The 16,359-nt window shown below is 69.1% G+C and carries 19 protein-coding genes; 11 read left to right on the top strand and 8 right to left on the bottom strand.

What is annotated here, in order from left to right; genetic code table 11:
* Positions 1 to 178: 178 nt before the first annotated feature.
* Both ACI2K4_RS31170 and ACI2K4_RS31165 read left to right on the top strand, forming a co-directional pair.
* A complete protein-coding gene (locus ACI2K4_RS31170) occupies positions 179 to 493 on the top strand; it encodes a hypothetical protein (protein ID WP_363306465.1) in 315 nt (104 codons plus the stop codon).
* Positions 450 to 803: a hypothetical protein gene (locus ACI2K4_RS31165; protein WP_404516482.1), complete on the top strand. Its 354-nt coding sequence runs from the start codon at positions 450 to 452 to the stop codon at positions 801 to 803. Before ACI2K4_RS31170 ends, ACI2K4_RS31165 begins: the two co-directional genes overlap by 44 nt.
* 149 nt (positions 804 to 952) lie before the next feature.
* Here the strand turns inward: ACI2K4_RS31165 and ACI2K4_RS31160 are convergent, their stop codons facing one another.
* The 4 genes from ACI2K4_RS31160 to ACI2K4_RS31145 all read right to left on the bottom strand — a co-directional run bounded on the left by ACI2K4_RS31160 (position 953) and on the right by ACI2K4_RS31145 (position 3,242).
* Positions 953 to 1,399 carry a DUF6233 domain-containing protein gene (locus tag ACI2K4_RS31160; protein WP_404516516.1) on the bottom strand — a complete coding sequence of 149 codons (447 nt, stop codon included), beginning with the start codon at positions 1,397 to 1,399 and terminating at the stop codon, positions 953 to 955.
* Positions 1,400 to 1,803: 404 nt separating this feature from the next.
* A complete protein-coding gene (locus ACI2K4_RS31155; protein ID WP_404516480.1) occupies positions 1,804 to 2,025 on the bottom strand; it encodes a winged helix-turn-helix domain-containing protein in 222 nt (73 codons plus the stop codon).
* 189 nt (positions 2,026 to 2,214) lie between these two features.
* Positions 2,215 to 2,424: a transposase family protein gene (locus ACI2K4_RS31150; protein WP_404516515.1), complete on the bottom strand. Its 210-nt coding sequence runs from the start codon at positions 2,422 to 2,424 to the stop codon at positions 2,215 to 2,217.
* Between the two features lie 230 nt (positions 2,425 to 2,654).
* Positions 2,655 to 3,242 carry a TetR family transcriptional regulator gene (locus ACI2K4_RS31145; protein ID WP_363306463.1) on the bottom strand — a complete coding sequence of 196 codons (588 nt, stop codon included), beginning with the start codon at positions 3,240 to 3,242 and terminating at the stop codon, positions 2,655 to 2,657.
* Between the two features lie 95 nt (positions 3,243 to 3,337).
* Here ACI2K4_RS31145 and ACI2K4_RS31140 point away from each other — a divergent pair, with 95 nt between their 5' ends.
* A complete protein-coding gene (locus tag ACI2K4_RS31140) occupies positions 3,338 to 4,378 on the top strand; it encodes an NAD(P)-dependent alcohol dehydrogenase (protein WP_404516479.1) in 1,041 nt (346 codons plus the stop codon).
* A gap of 28 nt (positions 4,379 to 4,406) precedes the next feature.
* Positions 4,407 to 4,778: a hypothetical protein gene (locus ACI2K4_RS31135; RefSeq protein ID WP_404516478.1), complete on the top strand. Its 372-nt coding sequence runs from the start codon at positions 4,407 to 4,409 to the stop codon at positions 4,776 to 4,778.
* 1,594 nt (positions 4,779 to 6,372) lie between these two features.
* Here the strand turns inward: ACI2K4_RS31135 and ACI2K4_RS31130 are convergent.
* A complete protein-coding gene (locus ACI2K4_RS31130; RefSeq protein ID WP_404516514.1) occupies positions 6,373 to 6,885 on the bottom strand; it encodes a hypothetical protein in 513 nt (170 codons plus the stop codon).
* Between the two features lie 179 nt (positions 6,886 to 7,064).
* Positions 7,065 to 7,712: a TetR/AcrR family transcriptional regulator gene (locus ACI2K4_RS31125; RefSeq protein ID WP_356538007.1), complete on the bottom strand. Its 648-nt coding sequence runs from the start codon at positions 7,710 to 7,712 to the stop codon at positions 7,065 to 7,067.
* Between the two features lie 51 nt (positions 7,713 to 7,763).
* Between ACI2K4_RS31125 and ACI2K4_RS31120 the strand changes: the two genes are divergently transcribed.
* A complete protein-coding gene (locus tag ACI2K4_RS31120; protein WP_363306461.1) occupies positions 7,764 to 8,642 on the top strand; it encodes an SDR family NAD(P)-dependent oxidoreductase in 879 nt (292 codons plus the stop codon).
* Positions 8,643 to 9,049: 407 nt separating this feature from the next.
* On the opposite strand, the gene ACI2K4_RS31115 is transcribed toward ACI2K4_RS31120, so the two are convergent.
* Complete coding sequence (locus ACI2K4_RS31115; RefSeq protein WP_404516477.1) at positions 9,050 to 9,352, bottom strand: (2Fe-2S) ferredoxin domain-containing protein; 303 nt, start codon at positions 9,350 to 9,352, stop codon at positions 9,050 to 9,052.
* A gap of 101 nt (positions 9,353 to 9,453) precedes the next feature.
* Positions 9,454 to 11,445, bottom strand: coding sequence for a heavy metal translocating P-type ATPase (locus ACI2K4_RS31110; RefSeq protein ID WP_404516476.1), 1,992 nt, complete (start codon positions 11,443 to 11,445; stop codon positions 9,454 to 9,456).
* 95 nt (positions 11,446 to 11,540) lie between these two features.
* Here ACI2K4_RS31110 and ACI2K4_RS31105 point away from each other — a divergent pair, with 95 nt between their 5' ends.
* The 6 genes from ACI2K4_RS31105 (at position 11,541) to ACI2K4_RS31080 (ending at position 16,311) form a co-directional block, all read left to right on the top strand.
* Positions 11,541 to 11,924, top strand: a complete 384-nt coding sequence (locus ACI2K4_RS31105) for an ArsR/SmtB family transcription factor (protein WP_404516474.1) — start codon at positions 11,541 to 11,543, stop codon at positions 11,922 to 11,924.
* Positions 11,925 to 12,197: 273 nt separating this feature from the next.
* Positions 12,198 to 13,172 (top strand): ABC transporter substrate-binding protein, encoded by a 975-nt coding sequence (locus ACI2K4_RS31100; protein WP_404516473.1) that lies wholly within the window; start codon positions 12,198 to 12,200, stop codon positions 13,170 to 13,172.
* A gap of 492 nt (positions 13,173 to 13,664) precedes the next feature.
* Positions 13,665 to 13,856, top strand: a complete 192-nt coding sequence (locus ACI2K4_RS31095; RefSeq protein ID WP_404516471.1) for a hypothetical protein — start codon at positions 13,665 to 13,667, stop codon at positions 13,854 to 13,856.
* Between the two features lie 357 nt (positions 13,857 to 14,213).
* The gene (locus ACI2K4_RS31090) at positions 14,214 to 14,435 is read left to right on the top strand and encodes a hypothetical protein (RefSeq protein WP_404516469.1); all 222 of its coding nucleotides are present in this window, start codon (positions 14,214 to 14,216) and stop codon (positions 14,433 to 14,435) included.
* Between the two features lie 192 nt (positions 14,436 to 14,627).
* Positions 14,628 to 15,503, top strand: coding sequence for a hypothetical protein (locus tag ACI2K4_RS31085; RefSeq protein ID WP_404516468.1), 876 nt, complete (start codon positions 14,628 to 14,630; stop codon positions 15,501 to 15,503).
* A gap of 292 nt (positions 15,504 to 15,795) precedes the next feature.
* Positions 15,796 to 16,311 carry a DUF2231 domain-containing protein gene (locus tag ACI2K4_RS31080; RefSeq protein WP_404516467.1) on the top strand — a complete coding sequence of 172 codons (516 nt, stop codon included), beginning with the start codon at positions 15,796 to 15,798 and terminating at the stop codon, positions 16,309 to 16,311.
* Positions 16,312 to 16,359: the final 48 nt, after the last annotated feature.

Raw genomic sequence — 16,359 nt, 5'->3', positions numbered from 1 at the left:
GTCCGCTTTCGGCAGCAGCGTCTATCCGGCCCGTCGGACACCGCCTGGGTTCGAGGGCGTGGTGGCCGCTCCCTGCGACCGGAGAACCTCAGCCTTCCCCTCTGGCGTCCGTATCACCCGCTGAGGTGAATCGTTTGATCATGTACACCCCGCCCAACCGATCATGAGGCCGAGTTTCGTGAAGATCAGCACCACGTACAGGGCCGCCCTGTCCATCCTTGCGCCCACGCAGGCGCTCGCCGCCGAAGCGCCGGCATGCACCACGGAGAACATCACTTGCCTCGACTCACAGGACAAGCCGGAGGACTCCGAAGCCAAGGTCGCCTCCGCCCAGCGGGCGTACGACCGGGCCAGGGACGACCGGGCGGCGTTCGGACAGGTGAGGAGTACCGCAAACGACCTGTTCAACGCCTTCGAGAAAATGGAGACGGGGAACGACCGTTCTCAGAATGGGGGTGGTGAAGGCGGCACTAGACGTGTACGAAGCGGCTAAACGCCTCGACGCGGCCGCTACTGCTGACGCAGCGGTGGCCGAGGCTGACGCGGGCCAGAAGGCGCTCGACTCCATGACCGAGGGGGACACGCTGGAGCCGGCAGAAGGACGTCGTGCGGAGGTCGCAAGCCGCCTGATCAGGCAGTTGCGGACGGATGCGGAGAGGGTCCGGAAGGCGACCACCGCCAAGGATGTCGAGGCCCGCAAGACCGACCTCGACACTGCCGTCTCCGAGAAGGCGGATGCCGACAAGGGCGTCCGGCCGGCCCGTGACGCGTACCGGGACTGCCTGGCCAAGGCCAACGGGTGAGATACCCAGAGCCCGGCGGCTTCGCCTCCGAGCGCGGGAGCAAGGCCGCCGGGCTCGTCCTTCTGCACAACGGTCATACAGAGCGCGCAGCCACCCCACGGAACTGACCAACGGTGCCGCTACGAGCGTCATCGGAACCACCCTGAACTTCACGAACACTCACTACGAGGATCACGACGTCGTGGAGTTCCTGCGGCGGGCCGGACTACCGGACGCGGAGCAGCTGCTGGGTCAGCCGGAGTGGGTGTAGTGGCGGGGCTGACGTGCTCATACGTACGTGGCGGCGTGGGCCGTGACGGGGTGCGGCCGGCGGTGTCGGTTCGGCCCCGCAGACCGGTATCCGGCCTGCACACCTTGCACGGCTCGATGTCCGGTTCCGCCAGGGCGACCATCGCGTCTTCCCGGGATATGAGCCCGATCTGGTCCGGGTAGGTGGCGCAGCCGCCTCGGTGCAGCAGTGCCACCGACGAGGAGCGCTGCGGCTGGATCTTCCACAACGTCTCTGCACGGGCCCGCTCCCGGCGCACCTGTTCCTGGGCTTCCTGGATCTCCAGTTCGCGGATGCGACGTTCGGTCTGACCTGTCTCCCAGCGCATCCAGTCCAGGAGGACCCTGTTCTTCTCCAGGTAACTGATGGTGCCGGGCTGCCATCGGCCATGGCTACGCTTCGGGGCCGGCTGCGTCGTGGGCGTGCTTGAGGGCGCTGCGGGCTTCCACGCGGTCGGGGCCGAAGCGGTCGCGCGGGCCGCGGCCGGTGTGGCCAGGAAGTGACACATCACGGCGGAGTCTAAGGTCCCGGTGAAGACCATGATGTGCATGCGGCCCTTCGTGCTGATCGCCGACATGTGTTCACCGAGAACCGGTTGCCGGAACGCCGCACGATCGAGGTGCGCCCCTTCTCGCCCCAGGTACGGCCGGTGACCTGATCGGAACGGATGCCGACCTGGTCGGCGAAGAGGATCTCGCCACCCTCGGCCTTCGCCTTCGCCCGGATCGCGGGTCACGTCTGCTCGTGCCAGCGGGCCACCGCCTCCGGGTCCTGTTCCACCGCCCGCTTGTCGGGCCGCTGGAAAGAGAGCCCCCACCGCTTCAGATACTTGCCCACCCCGGGCACGGTCAGCCGCAACCGGTAGAGCTTCGCGATCAGGTCACCGACCAGACGACGTGTCGACGTCGACCAGGACGGTCCCGTAGTGGCGGCCTCTGCGGGTCCCGTACTCATCGACGCCGACCACCCTCGGGGCCGGTAGTTCCGGTTCGGGCAGCGCATCGACCAGTCGCAGCATCGTGCTGCGACTGACGGACACCCCGAAGACACCCGCCATCCCTGCGCCCGCCTGGCCTGCCAGGGCCAGGCCGACCGCCGCCAATGTCGAGCGCAGACGCTCGGTCCACCGGCCGTACCTCCGAGTCAGTCCGGCACCTGCTCAACAAACGTGCGCCGCGGGCACGAAGCGACCCGGCAGGCGAACCGGCGGACCCGCAGACAAAGCAGCACCCGCAGCCCTCCACTGGGCATATCCGCCGGAAACCGCAGGTAGGAGCTGTGAACCCGGCTTGACCAGCTCTCACACCCCGGACATGCCCAACCGGATGCCGTGCTGCGAGCCTCAGTCCGCACCGTCTCGTCGTCCACGTCCACCGCCCCCACCGACACGTCGGCGATCGACGGGAACAGCAACTCCTCCAGCCGGAGGACCACGTCTCCCACGGCCCCGAACTGTCAGCCAGCCGAGATCGCCACTGATCTTCTTCAGGCAACTTCCCGAAGGCCAACACCAGGAAGAACCGTCACTCAGCTTGCACAGGTCACGAAACTTGTGTCAGAGCCCGAGAATGGACGGCAGATGTTCACCTGGCCGCGGTGGCGCTCTGGACGCAGTCGCGGAGCAGAGCGCGGCGCTGGTCATGTACGTCATCGGGCTCTTGGCTGCTGGCCGCATATACGTTGCTGACCGGTGACCAGGCCATGGACATGGCAATGACCATGGCCATGATGTCGAACGGGTCACCTGCGCGGACCCGCCCGGCGTCCTGGGCTTCGGCGATGGCCCTGAGCTTGCGGTCGTCGTAGTGCTGGTGGGTCTCGACGAGGTGCCCGCCAGGACGGCGCTCCAGCCGTGTCCAGGTCGCCAGCCGGATGAGGTCGGGGCGGCGCAGGTATTCGTCGTAGAGACGAACGGCCCAGTCGGCGAGATCGTCGGCGTCGATGGGCACGACGTTGGTGATGCGCTCCAGCGAGCTGAGGAAGATCGCGTCGAAGAGTCGTTCCTTGTCGCCGAAGTAGGCGTAGAGCTGTGCCTTGTTGGTGCGCGCTGCCGTCACGATGCGTTCGATGCGCGCCCCGGCGATGCCGTGCTGGGCGAACTCTTCGGTGGCGGCGTCCAGGATGCGCTGGTAGGTCGCGGCGCCTCGCGAGGTCTGGGGCTGTTCCGGCATGCCCGCACTGTACCAAACAGAACAGTTGGTTTGCCTTGAGGGCGGAGTCGCACTTATGTTGCAACAGACAGAACAGTCTGTTTAAGGAGTCACGTATGCGAACGACCACTGGATGGCGGGCGGCCGGTCCGACGGCACTGCGGCGCGCGTCGCTGCAGCGCCGTGACCTGCGCCCGGATGACATCGCGGTGCAGGTCGACTACTGCGGCGTGTGCCACACCGACCTGCACTCCCTGCACGCCTACGACCAGCACACGAAAGCGCCCCTGGTACCCGGTCACGAATTCACCGGCGTGGTGACCGGGACCGGCGCCGTGGTGACCGCCTTCTCGGTCGGCGACCGGGTCGCGGTGGGCAACATCGTCGACTCCTGCGGCGTGTGCGTCATGTGTGAAGCCGGACAGGAGAATTTCTGCCACTCCTTCCCGACTCTGACCTACGGCGGCACCGACCGGCAGGACGGGTCGACCACCCTGGGCGGCTACTCCCGCGAGTACGTCGTGCGCGACACCTTCGCCTACCCGCTCCCCTCCGGCCTCGACCCGGCCGCAGCCGCCCCGCTGATGTGCGCCGGCGTCACCGTGTGGGAACCCCTGCGCTCCCTGGGCGTGGGCCCCGGCAGTCGCGTCGCCGTGGCCGGCCTCGGCGGCCTGGGCCACCTCGCTGTCAAGATGGCCGTGGCGCTCGGCGCCACCACGACCGTCATCAGCCGTACCCAGGACAAGCTCGACGACGCCCGCAAGCTCGGCGCTCACGACCTCATCGACTCCACCGACACCCAGCAGATGGCCACGGCAGGCGACACCTTCGACGTCCTCATCGACACCGTCCCCACCCCTCACGACCTCGCCCCGTATCTGAAGCTGGTGGCGATGGACGGCACCCTCAGCCTCCTCGGGTACCTGGGCCCCGTCACCGTCGAGGCCACGGACCTGCTCATCGGCCGCAAGAAGCTCAGTTCCGCGGGCAGCGGAGGACGCATGGCGACAGCCGAGATGCTCCGGTTCTGCGCCGACAACGGCGTCGCCGCCGACATCGAAGTACTCCCGTCGTCACAGGTGGACACGGCACTCGACCGCCTCCGGCGAAACGACGTCCGCTACCGCTTCGTGCTCGACATGTCCGACCTGGACTGAAGACACAGCCGGCCGGGCCATTCCGTGCGTGCCGGACAACCGCGCGCGCATGGCCGGCACCCCGCTCATGACCAAGGTCGCCGCACTCCACCCGACCGTCACCAAAGCCTGGGCCGACAACGGCTACAAGACCGAAGCCGTGGAACACGCAGCCCAGCTCGGCATCGACCTTGAGATCGTCCAGCGCGATCCCGCCACCCGAGGCTTCCACGTTCAGCCACGTCGATGGCTCATCGAACGCGCCCTCGGCTGGCTGATGCACCACCCCCGCCTGGCCCGCGACTACGAAACCCACCCCCACCGGTCAGTCGCAATGATCCAGCTGGCCGCCATCAATCTCATGGCCCGCCGCCTCGCCCACGAGACCACCCCCAACTGGCACGACGCCCAGACCAAATGAAACAGACATCGGAGAACCAAACGCTCACCTAGGGCTGTCCCGCACTTCCCGGTGGATCAGCGCCCGGCGTCAGATGCGGTGCATCGCAAGGCGGAGGGACGTTCACGTACTGGACGCATATGGACGTTCCGACAACGCAGCGAGGTCACCGTAGCTGTCGTCGCGCGCCCGCCGGGAATTGCGGGAAAGCCCTTTGACGGCGACAGGCACCACCGTGAGCTTCGAGCCCGTCCCGCAGGACCCGGAGTTCCGGTGCGACAAGGTCTTCGCCGCAGGTGGCTGGGCGCCCTGACCTTAATCGACGCACTGCGCACCGAAGTCCCCCGAGCCGACGGAACGACACCGTCCCCCCCGGTGGCGAGTGCCCGGGAGTGCCGTCGGTGCGCGCGTGCTCAGACGAACTCGATGGTCACGCTAGTCACATAGCCCCAGCTGCAGTACCCGTTGGCCCGGCCAGGCCCGGTCACCGTGGTGCTCGCTCCAGCACCCGCTTGCGTGCAGGAGATGTCGACGTACCACTTGTAGTCCCCAGCGGCGGTGCACTCCCCCCAAGCCTGGGTGGCGGTCCTACCGATGGTGCACGCGGGGTCCAGCGCGGGGCCGGCGGCCTGAGCGGGCCCGGACACCCCACTCAGCACCAGCACTGCTCCGATTCCCAATCCTGACACAGCCGTACGGATACGCATGCGTGCTCCTTCTGTTCGTCGAGGCCAAGGGCGTCATGGTCGACGCCCCAGCGGCGGCGTGTTTCACCACGTCACAGACTGTCGTGAACACCACACTGCAGTCACGACCGACCGCACGTCTCGCACAGAGAGAAAACCGGTCTCCCGCAGTGCCCAAGTGGCTTGAAGGGACTGCCCCGTTGTCCTCGCCGGCGCCTCGCACGACGGACGAAACCCAAAAGCTGCCGCAATACGACGTTGAGGGGGTGCTGCGGTGCGGGCCGGGGCGCCGGCAGATGCCAGGCGTCCGGCCGCTCAGGCTGCGCCGGCCTGGCTCGAGAGGTCGCTGGCGCGGTGGTGTTCGGCGTTGATCCGCTGGGCTTCTTCGCTGGTCCTCGAGGGTGATGACTGTGCAGGAGGGCGGGGGTGGTGATGGCTGCGGCTCCGGTCAGCAGCGCGGGGCACGCAGTAGTGCTGGGCCGGAGGCGCTCAGCTACGACGACATCGCCACCCCCATCACCCAGGTCACCGGCCTACCCGTGGAACACCACCGCCTGCCATACGAGCAAATGCGCGACCGCCTCAAGGCGCAAGTGCCGCTGGAGTTCGCCTCGATGCTGGGCGCTCCCCCCGCGCTCCACCACCAGCGGATCCCTGAAACCGGTACAGCTCCCCCGGGGTGGCTGGCAGCCTGAGCGGATGACCGAGCACACACAGCCGCGGATCTACGGAGCCGACCACGACGGCCCCGACCCCTACGCGCCCCGCCCGACCACACGTACGTCGAGCTGACCGGCAGACCGCTCGACGGTCAGCTGCTCGACATCACCGGACTGACCACCGACGAACGCACCGCAGGCGCCTACCTGACTACCCCGCCCAGCACACTGCTGCAGCCCCCTCTCAGCAAACGCCAGGTCAGATGTCACTCAACTGCGCAGCAGTCCCAGATGCTCCACGGGTGGGGCTGTGGCCTCGAGGAACGTGTACTTCGCGTCCATTACCGAGATCGGGCAGCCGCCGCGGTACAGCACCAGGTCGGGGTGGAAGGCTGCCCGGCGCTCCTCGTCCAGGCGGTGGACGTCTTGGGGAGCGCAGTGGACGCCGTGGCTGGCCAGGGCATCGCCGAGTGTCACCGTCACGAAGCGTTCGAAGACCTTCGGCAGGTCCAGCAGGAAGCAGTCCGCCGGGGTTGGCGTGCCGCCTCCTTCCGGCCCTATCGAGCGGCCGGACAGGAGAAGTTCGGCCAGCCCGAGGGTCGGGCCGTAGAGGGCGTTGAGGCGCGTCGGGGTCCAGGTGGGGAGGGGCGCGCCGGGGTGGGGGCGGCGAGTGCCGTGCAGCCGGTCGGCGAGGTGGCGGAGGGTCAGGCGGGTCGGTTGGAGGACGCCAGGCAGGTGGGCGGCCAGTTGCAGGGCGGCCAGGAGGATGCGGTGCTCGGGGATGTCGGGGGTGTGGTCGTCGTACCGAACCGATATCGGCAGCGGCAGGCCGGTGCGGCGGAAACTGGGCCGGGCTGTGGATACGGCCTCTGATCAGGGGAGCGAGAAGGAGAGCATCAGCTCGCCGCGGGTCCTCGCCGTCCTCGCACGGGGCGTCTGCCGTCGAGGGGGCGTGGGCGTCGCTATGTCATTCCACCGGCGTCCGTGACCATGCGGACGAGGGTGTCGACGAGTTCGTCGGCGGTGGTGTGCCACTTGACCGTGTCGAGGTGGCCGCTGAGCTCCATGCCCGCGATGCCGTGGGCGCTGGTCAGCAGCAGGGCGCCGTAGAGCCGTGCGTTCCGCTCTCCCGCGAGGGCGGCGACGATGTCCAGGAACTCGTCCTGAAAGCGTTCGGCAGCGCGGTCGGCCACGGCCGGGTCGCCTTCCGGCCCGCATAGCTGGCGCCGAATGCGATCCATCCCGTCACCGAGCTGCCCGGGGAGGTTGGCGCGCCGCCTGAACAACACCTGGTACAGGTGCGGCTGGTTCCGGCCAACGTCGATGAGGGCGCGGAGCGCGCCGCGCAGTTTCTCGGGGGCGGACAGGGTCGGGTCGGCCCGAAGGGCGTGCACCTGGTCGCCGAGCCGTTCCCAGCGTTCGGCGGCGACGGCGTTCAGCAGGCTGTCCTTGCCCGTGAAGTGCCGGTACGGCGCTCCCCGGGTCATGCCTGCCCGCGCGCCCACCTCGCGCAAGGTGACCGCTTCGGGGCCGCCGAGGTCGAGGAGCTCGGCGGCCGCGTCGAGCAGAGCGCGGCGGGTGGCGGCGGCGGACTCGGCACGGGTGGTCATGACGCCCATCATACAGTTGACAGTGTCACCTGAACCGGTACCGTACCCAAGGTGACAACGTCATCCGAAACCCAGAAGTTGATCGTCGTAACCGGAGCCTCCACGGGCATGGGTGCGTCTGCCGCCCGCGAACTGGCTCGCCAGGGATTTCACGTCCTGGCCGGCGTGCGACGCGACCGTGACGCCGACGCCATCCGATCGACCGGCATCGAGCCGGTCATCCTCGACATCACCAAGTCCGAGCAGGTGGAGGCACTCGCCGCGCGGGTCGCCGACGACCCTCGCGCGCTGCACGCGCTCGTCAACAACGCCGGCGTCCAGGTGAACGCCCCGGTCGAAGCCCTGCCGATGACGGAGTGGCGGCGGGTGTTCGAAGTCAACCTCTTCGGCCACATCGCAGTCACTCAAGCGCTCCTCCCCGCGCTGCTCCGCAGCAAGGGTCGTGTTATCAACATCAGTTCGGTCGGCGGCAAGTTCGCCATGGCCACATACGGCGCGTACGCCGGCGCCAAGTTCGCCCTGGAGGCGGTCAGCGACTCGCTCCGCCGGGAGGTCGCGCCGCTGGGCGTACAGGTGGTCGTGGTCGAGCCCGGCGGCGTCCGCACGGAGATGGCCGCCCGCGGGGTCGAGACGGCGAACCACCTGGCTGCCCAGATGACACCGGAACACGACGAGCGCTACGGCAGCCTGGTCCAGGCGAACAACAGGTTGATGGCCTCGGGCACTGCTTCAGGCTTGACCGCCGACGACGCCGCCCGGGTCATCGCGAGGGCCGTGACGACGCGTAGACCGCGCACCCGCTACACCGCCGGCCGGGATGCCGCCCTGATCATGCGCCTGGGCCCGATGCTGTCCGACCGCACGCTCGACCGCGTCCTCGCCGCCAACCTGCGCCGCCACTACCCGAAGGGAGCCGTCGACCGACGATGACTCCACGAACGGCTCCGTCCCCTGTGGTGCGGCCACCGGTGAGCTCACGGTCGACGGACGACTTGCCCTCCGGCCCGGGACGGGGACCCTCCCGGCGTCAAGCCGCGGGCTCGCTGCACGAGCGTCGCACGACGAGCACCAGGCGCTGCCGGATCCAAAGGCCGGCGGGCCCTCGGACCAGGCACCGCTCACTGACATGGGACAGGGGCTGAGCCCTGAGGATCTGCGACGAGCCTCCGCATCGCCCGCCGACAACCGCGGGTTGCCGTAGCTGGCCGTTCTCTGGCTGGGCGACCTCTTGGTCAGCCGCCGATCCGGCCGTACGGTGATGAGCCCGGTCGTCTGCCATGGGAATGTCAGCCGTTTCCCCATGGGCAGTGTCAGCGTTTGTCAGCCAGGCGGAATGATCAGTCGTCGAGTTCATGGCGGACGCGTCGGGACGGGCTGAACGTGTAGAGGTCGAGGATGTCGGGCGCCTCGGCGAGTCCGGGGCCGCCGTCCTTGACCCAGGTGGCGATGTCGGCAGCGGCGTCGGGGTCGTTAACCTGCCCGAGCCAGACCGGGCGTCCGCCGGCCTTGCGGCCTTCGGCGGAGGGCTGGACGACGATGACGTTGGCGCGCTCGCACGCGTCCAGGCAGTCGGTGCGCCGGACCATCGCGACTCCTGCCAGCTGGGTGCGCAGGTCGGCGAGCTGGGCTTCGTGGTCCACTCGCGGGACCTTGTCCGGGGTGCCGCAGCAGCACCCGCGGCAGAGGGTGACGGTTGGCCGGGCGGCCCCCGAAGCGAGGGCGGCCTTCCTGGTACGGCGACTCACCGCATGTCCTTCGCGGCGCGGGTCCAAGCGGCCTCGCGCAGCAGACGCAGCCCGTTGAGGCCGACGATGACGGTCGAGCCCTCGTGGCCGAGCACGCCGAGCGGCAGCGGCAGGTGACCGGCCAGGTCCCAGATGACCAGGCCGGAGATGAACACTCCGGCGATCACCAGATTCTGCACCACCAGGCGCCGGGCCGCCCGGGAGAGGGCGATCACGGTGGGGATCGTGGCGAGTTCGTCGCGGACGACGACGGCATCGGCCGTCTCCAGAGCCAAGTCGGAGCCAGCGCGGCCCATGGCGATGCCAGTGTGGGCGGCGGCCAATGCGGGGGCGTCGTTGACGCCGTCGCCGATCACCAGCACCTTGCGCCCCCGAGCCTGCAGGCGCCGTACGGCTTCGACCTTGTCCTCGGGCAGAAGACCGGCGTGGACCTCGTCGCCGCTGATGCCGACCTCGGCGGCCAGGCGGGCGGCGGCGCGGGGGTTGTCGCCCGTCACCAGCATCGGCGTGCTGCCGGTCAGCGTGGTCAGGGCGGCAACAGTCGCGGTGGCATCGGGACGCAGCCGGTCGGCAACACCCAGCACTCCGACCGGGACGCCGTCGCGCAGAACCAGGACGGCCGTGCGGCCGCCGTCCTCCAGACCGGCTGCGATCTCGGCGGCGCGGGCAGAGCCGGTGTCGTCGTTTGCGTCGAGGAGGCGGGCGGGTGCACCGACCGCGACCGTGTGGCCGTCGACGGTGGCGGTGACACCGACGCCGGGAGTGGAGGTGAAGTCCCGCATGTCGGCGATCGCCAGGCCGCGGGTGCCCGCGGCGTCGACGACGGCGCGGGCCAGCGGGTGTTCGCTGGGGTGCTCGGCGGCAGCCGCGAGCGCCAGCAGGGTGTCCTCGTCCAGGCCGGAGCCGTTCAGGGGGCGGATGTCGGTGATGCGGGGGGTGCCCTCGGTGAGGGTGCCGGTCTTGTCAAGGGCGACCTCGTCGACCTGCCCGAGACGCTCCATGACGACGGCGGACTTCACCAGGACGCCGTGACGTCCGGCGTTCGCGATGGCCGACAGCAGCGGAGGCATCGTCGCCAGGACCACCGCGCACGGCGAGGCCACGATCATGAAGGTCATCGCCCGCAGCAGTGAGCCGGTCAGGTCTCCGCCCAACGTAAGGGGGATGAGGAAGACGGCCAAAGTCGCGAAGACCATGCCGAGGCTGTAGCGCTGCTCGACCTTCTCGATGAACAACTGGGTGGGCGCCTTGGTCGCGGAAGCCTCCTCGACCATGGCCACAATCCGGGCGATCACCGAGTCCGAGGCGTCCCGTTCGACCTTCACCCGCAGCGCACCCGTGCCGTTGAGGGTGCCGGCGAAGACCTCGTCACCGGTCTCCTTCGCGACCGGCAGCGGCTCGCCGGTGATGGTGGCCTGGTCCACCTCGCTGGCCCCGGCAAGGACGCGGCCGTCCGCGCCGACCCGCTCACCGGGGCGGACCAGGATGGTGTCCCCGACCACCAGGCCCTCGGTGGGGACCGTCGCCTCGCTCCCGTCGACGGACAGCCGGGTGGCGGTGGTGGGTGCGAGGTCGAGCAGACCGCGCACCGCGTCCTGGGTACGGGCGGCGGCCAGGACCTCCAGCGCGCCGGAGGTCGCGAAGATGACGATCAGCAGCGCGCCGTCCATCACCTGCCCGATCGCCGCCGCGCCGATCGCGGCCACAATCATCAGCAGGTCCACATCCAGGGTCTTCTCCCGCAGCGCCGTCAGCCCCGCCCAGGCCGGCTCCCACCCACCGGTGACGTATGCGGCGGCGTACAGCGGGCCCCACGCCCAGGCAGGTGCGCCGGTCAGTTGGAGCGGCAGCGCGATCAGGAAAAGCACCAGCGCCGCCGCGGCCCAGCGCGCCTCCGCCAGCGCGAAAACGCGCGTACGGCGCTTCGGCGCCGTACGCGAAGCGGCCGGAGCGGCCCGTCCGGGCCGCTGGAGAAGGTCAGAAGGCATGACAAAACAACCCTTCAGGGCGAAAGCAAGGCGACACATCCACCATACAGGAACATCTGAACAGGTCTTCAGGTGTGCCAGGTAGGATGGGCGGCATGGGTCACGGAGCCGACGACAAGAACCACGCCACCCCCCGCGAGCGCCTGGACGCGGCGGGGGCCACCGACGTCGCCGCCACCCTCCAAGCCCTGGCGACCCCTTCGCGGCTGTACATCCTGGCCCGCCTCCAGGAAGGCCCGTGCGCGGTCGGCGCCCTCGCCGAGGCCGTGGGCATGGAAGCCTCCGCCTGCTCCCACCAGCTCCGCCTGCTGCGCAATCTCGGGCTCGTCGCCGGAGAGCGCCGGGGCCGCTCCATCGTCTACGCCCTCTACGACCACCACGTTGCCGAGCTGCTGGAACAGGCCCTCTTCCACGTCGAGCACCTGCGCCTGGGCCTGCGCGACGTATCCACCGGGACGGGTAATGCCCTGGTCCAGTAGCAGGCCGTATCACCTGCTGCCCGACGACTACCGCTGGTCGCTTTCGAGCTGATGCGGAATGCGGAATGCGGAATGCGGGAACGATGAAGCTTGGCAGCTCAGCGAACAAGGAGTCGCTTGCCTGTTGGCGATGATGGTGGATCCAACGACCGGCATGATCACCCGGGTGCGACCGCCGCAGCGAAACGTGATGAACGCGCACCGGCCCCAGTTGGCGCGCGATCCGGGCGGACCGCGACCGCATCCTCCGCCTCCCAGGGGAGACGCCACCCGATGAACACGCCACCATCGCCGTCCGGAGCGGAGCACACAGACGTCTCGTCCGTCCGCCTGGGCGCTCTCGTCCCGCTGACGCGGCCCGGCTGGGTAGAGGCGGGCCGACACCTGCTCGCAGGACTCGCCCTGGCCGTTCGCGAGGTCAACAACGCCGGCGGGATCGGCGGCAGACCAATGGAGCTGGTGGTCCGGGACACCGCGGCCGATCGGGAGCGGGCCGCGGCGGCCGTGGACGAACTGGCCGGCCTGGGCGTGGCCGCCGTGGCCGGCGATTACCACAGCGTCGTCGCCCGCACCGCCGCCGCCCGGGCCGACGCCCTCGGCGTGCCGTTCCTCTGCTCGTCCGCAGCGCTCGACGCGCTCACCGAGGAGCCCACGGAGTGGGTCGCGCGCCCGGCCCCGGCCCAGTCCCACGGCTGGCGGATCTACGCGGACTTCTTCCTCGGCGCGGGTCGGCGTCGAAGCGCCGCGGCGACCCAGCCGGGCGTCTACTGGGCGTCCGGGACCCGCGTCCTGCGAGACCACCTCGCTCCCCGCGGCGGCGCCGTCGTCGAACTCGACACGAACGCGCTCACTCCCGAGGCCCTGTGCGACGCCCTCGTCGACCACGGTGCGACGGCGCTCCTCCTACTGGTCGGCCATCCGGAGCCGGCGGTGCCGATGGTCAGGGCCGTCCGGGGCGACCGGCAGCTCGCGGGGGATCCTGATCGGTGCTCCGGCCGGACAGCCGGAGTTCGCCGAATGGGCCGCGGAGCTGGGCGGGGACGGCGCCGGGATCCCGTTCCTGCGCTACCTGCCCGAGCGCCTCGGTCCGCTCGGCGAACGCGTCGGGAAGGAGCTCCGCGAGCGGCTGGGCGAAGCGCCCTCCTTCGTCGCCTTCGAGGGCTGGGACACCGTCGCCGTCCTCGCCGCGGTGCTGCGTCCCCTCGGCACGGACCGGGCGGCCATCGCCGAGTCATGACCCGCGCGTGACGGTCGAGGGCACCCGCGGGCCGATCCGGTTCTCCCGCACGCCGGGCATCAGCGTTTGGCAATGGGCGTGGACACCAGTCCAAGTAGTTGATCGGGAGCCGGCGGAACCCGATCGCTTTCGGATCCTCCACACCGGCTGAGAGAGCACGAGAGTCCGACTGCGGCACACGTAACTGGATCTTCGAGCGACTGGCATGACGAAGAAGACAAGGCCTGGCCCCGCACCCGACGACACGGGCGACGCCAGGGCCGGGAAGAGCGAGGACAGGAACAGTGCGTACTCCTCGTACGCGGCCCGGGCCTCAAGGAGAGCGCCTTGGGCGTCGCGGAGGTCCTGGGGAAGGCGAAAGCGGGGCAGTCTTCGGCACCCATCAATGCTACGTATGTTCGAGTATTGGTTGCGAACGGCACGCCGCCGTGATCGCGCGGGTGCACTCGAATGCGACAGAGCTGCAGGCGTGCACGCCCGGCGTGGAGCCGCACCCTGGAGAGATGAGCGCGCCGATAGTCATCCACCGCCCCTCCCCCACCGGCGGCCGGCGGGTCACCATCCGCGGGCAGATCGCCGGGCTCGCCTACGAGGATCACAACGTCGTGAAGTTCCTGCGACGGGCCGCACTGCCGGAGACCAGCCGGAGTGGGTGGAATGGCGAGGCGGGCGCGCACACGTCCGCGGCCGCGTAGACCACAGCGGGGTGAGTGCGGTGCGGCGGCCACGTCTGCTCCAACGCCTTGAAGTTTCCTGCCGCTCGTCCCCGCTGGTGATCCGCTGGGACAGCCCGCAGGCGATTCCGTCTTTCGGCGCGATCGTCACCGACCCGTACAGAGTGATGTCTCCGAACTGAGGATCCCGCCTACCGCGCCAGCGGCGGCGTGCCGCTCACCGTCACACAAGGCCGGCGCCACGCTCGTACACGCGGGACTCAGGTCACCGGATCCGGCCCCGCTTCTGTCCACACTGAGCGATGTGAACAAGGGCCATGAAGAGGATGAGCGGGACCCCATCTGAACACGACCGAGGGCACCGGAGTACTACTCATCATGCGCGCCTTCGCCTCTGGCTCCACGGCCATGACCGGCATCGAGGCCGTCTCCAACGCCGTACCGGCCTTCAGACCCGTCCGATGGCGCAACGCACGCACCACGCTCACCGGGATGACCGGCCTGCTCATCGCCATGTTCGCGGGCATCATCGCCACCGTTCACTTGCGCGGTGTCATCCCCGTAGCGGCGAGAACGTCCTGTCGCAACTCGCCCATCTGACGTTCCATTCCGGTCCGATGTACGTCTTCGTCCAGGCCGCAACCGCGGCGATCCTCCTCTTCGCGGCGAACACCGCCTACAACGACTTCCCTCGCGTACTGCTCCTCCTGGCCCGCGACGGCCACGGCCCCCCGCATCTTCCTCAGGCAGGGCGATCGGCTGGCCTTCAGTAACGGCATCGCCCTGCTGTCGGTGGCTGCGGCCCTCGTCTTCGTGGTGTTCGCCGGCAGCACCGATTCGCTTATCCCGCTGTGCGCCGTCGGCGTCTTCCTTGCCTTCAGCCCGTCGCAGACCGGGATGGTGGTGCACTGGCGCCGCGTGCGTACCCGGCACTGGCGCAAGAGCCTCGCCTTCAACGCCACCGGGGCAGTGCTCTCCACACTCGTTCTGATCACCGCCGCCATCACCAAATTCACCTCCGGCGCCTGGGTCGCCCTCATGGCCATCGGCCTGTTCCTACTCCTGGCCACACGCATCCGGCACCACTACCAAACGGTCGGCGCGGCGCTGCGACTGCACCCCGCCGCTACCGAAACACCCGGCCATACCGGCACACGTGCTCATGTCCCCACGCCTGTGCCCGCGCAACACCCCGTACACCCCGAAGCGGGACGGCCCGACCACGACAGGGGTGATGGAGAAGAGGAGGAGGAAACACCCCAGGCCGTGCATCATCTGGCGGTCGTCGCCCTCGCCTCCCTCGATCTCGCCGGCCTACGCGCCCTCGCGTACGCAGCCTCACTTCAACAACCCACACTTGCCCTGCATATCAGCCCCAGCGAGGAGGAAGCAGAGCGATTCCGCGACTACTGGACCATCTGGGGCGACCACGTGCCGCTCCACGTCGTGCTCTCCCCCTACCGGGCGATCGTCGCACCACTGATCCATTACATCGAGGCACTTCACCACCAACGTCCCGGCCTCACCATCACCGTGATCCTCCCCGAGATCGTGACCCAGCACCTGCGCCACCGACTCCTGCACAGCAAGGACGCCGCCCGCCTCCGTCGCGCCCTGCGGCCACTGCCCAAGATTGTCGTCACGAGCATTCCCTTCCACGTCCCTTGAGGAAGAGCCACGGATTGCTCCCCGAACTGTTCGCCCTGCACTGGTTTTGTTCCGCTTTGACGGAAATCCGAGATCTGGGGTTCTGCCCCGGGCGGATCTCCGTCAAAGCGGAACAAGCCCAGCTCAGTGCCTCATGGGTCCTACGGTGCTGACCGAGGATCGGCTCCATTCGGATGGCCTTCCCCGCTCGTGCGGCGAGGTACGCGACACTCCCGGTACATGCGTCCCGCCTCGACCCCTGCGCGGTCATACTTCGAACCGCCTGTTATGCCGCAGCCAGAAGGAGACCAGCATGGACCCCACGCTCATCAACGGCATCCCAGCCCATCCACTTCTGGTCCATGTGGTGGTGGTACTTCTGCCGCTGTCCGCCCTGTGCCTCGTGGCATGCGCGGCATGGCCGCCCGTCATGCGAAGGTTCGGCCTGGCCCTGCCGGTCCTGGCTCTGGTGTCGCTCGTCTTCGTACCTCTGACCACGAGCGCAGGCGAGTGGCTACAGGAGCGTGTCCCGGAATCCTCGCTCGTGGAGAAGCACGCGGAGATGGGTGACGAACTGCTGCCATGGGCGATCGGGCTGCTGGTGGTGGCCGTCCTGGTCTGGTTCGCCTACCGGCGCTCCTCGTCTTCGGAGTTTCCCGCGACGGTGCCCGGCACGGCCAGGACCGGGAGGCCGGCCACGGTGGTGTGGGCCATCGCCGTCGTCCTGTCGGTCGTGGTGGCTGTCGGCGCGGTGGTGCAGGTGTACCGGATCGGTGACTCCGGAGCCAAGTCCGTCTGGCGCGGTTCGTTCACCACGTCCGGGAACTGACCTTCTGCTGTACTGCCTCCTCGCCTTGTCCGCTGTCCGCTGTCCGCT

Origin of the sequence: Micromonospora sp. NPDC050397, assembly GCF_044901685.1 — a bacterium.
In the GTDB taxonomy this organism is placed as follows: domain Bacteria; phylum Actinomycetota; class Actinomycetes; order Mycobacteriales; family Micromonosporaceae; genus Micromonospora_G.
Note: the sequence above shows the minus strand (reverse complement) of the source record. Positions and strands in the feature narration are given on the sequence as shown.

Bases quoted from the DNA above. Each gene is read 5' to 3' on its own strand.
- ACI2K4_RS31165 (WP_404516482.1), top strand. From the start codon at position 450: ATGGGGGTGGTGAAGGCGGCACTAGACGTGTACGAAGCGGCTAAACGC.
- ACI2K4_RS31160 (WP_404516516.1), bottom strand. From the start codon at position 1,399: ATGCGCTGGGAGACAGGTCAGACCGAACGTCGCATCCGCGAACTGGAG.
- ACI2K4_RS31155 (WP_404516480.1), bottom strand. From the start codon at position 2,025: ATGAGTACGGGACCCGCAGAGGCCGCCACTACGGGACCGTCCTGGTCG.
- ACI2K4_RS31145 (WP_363306463.1), bottom strand. From the start codon at position 3,242: ATGCCGGAACAGCCCCAGACCTCGCGAGGCGCCGCGACCTACCAGCGC.
- ACI2K4_RS31140 (WP_404516479.1), top strand. From the start codon at position 3,338: ATGCGAACGACCACTGGATGGCGGGCGGCCGGTCCGACGGCACTGCGG.
- ACI2K4_RS31125 (WP_356538007.1), bottom strand. From the start codon at position 7,712: ATGACCACCCGTGCCGAGTCCGCCGCCGCCACCCGCCGCGCTCTGCTC.
- ACI2K4_RS31110 (WP_404516476.1), bottom strand. From the start codon at position 11,445: ATGCCTTCTGACCTTCTCCAGCGGCCCGGACGGGCCGCTCCGGCCGCT.
- ACI2K4_RS31105 (WP_404516474.1), top strand. From the start codon at position 11,541: ATGGGTCACGGAGCCGACGACAAGAACCACGCCACCCCCCGCGAGCGC.
- ACI2K4_RS31100 (WP_404516473.1), top strand. From the start codon at position 12,198: ATGAACACGCCACCATCGCCGTCCGGAGCGGAGCACACAGACGTCTCG.
- ACI2K4_RS31095 (WP_404516471.1), top strand. From the start codon at position 13,665: ATGAGCGCGCCGATAGTCATCCACCGCCCCTCCCCCACCGGCGGCCGG.
- ACI2K4_RS31090 (WP_404516469.1), top strand. From the start codon at position 14,214: ATGCGCGCCTTCGCCTCTGGCTCCACGGCCATGACCGGCATCGAGGCC.
- ACI2K4_RS31080 (WP_404516467.1), top strand. From the start codon at position 15,796: ATGGACCCCACGCTCATCAACGGCATCCCAGCCCATCCACTTCTGGTC.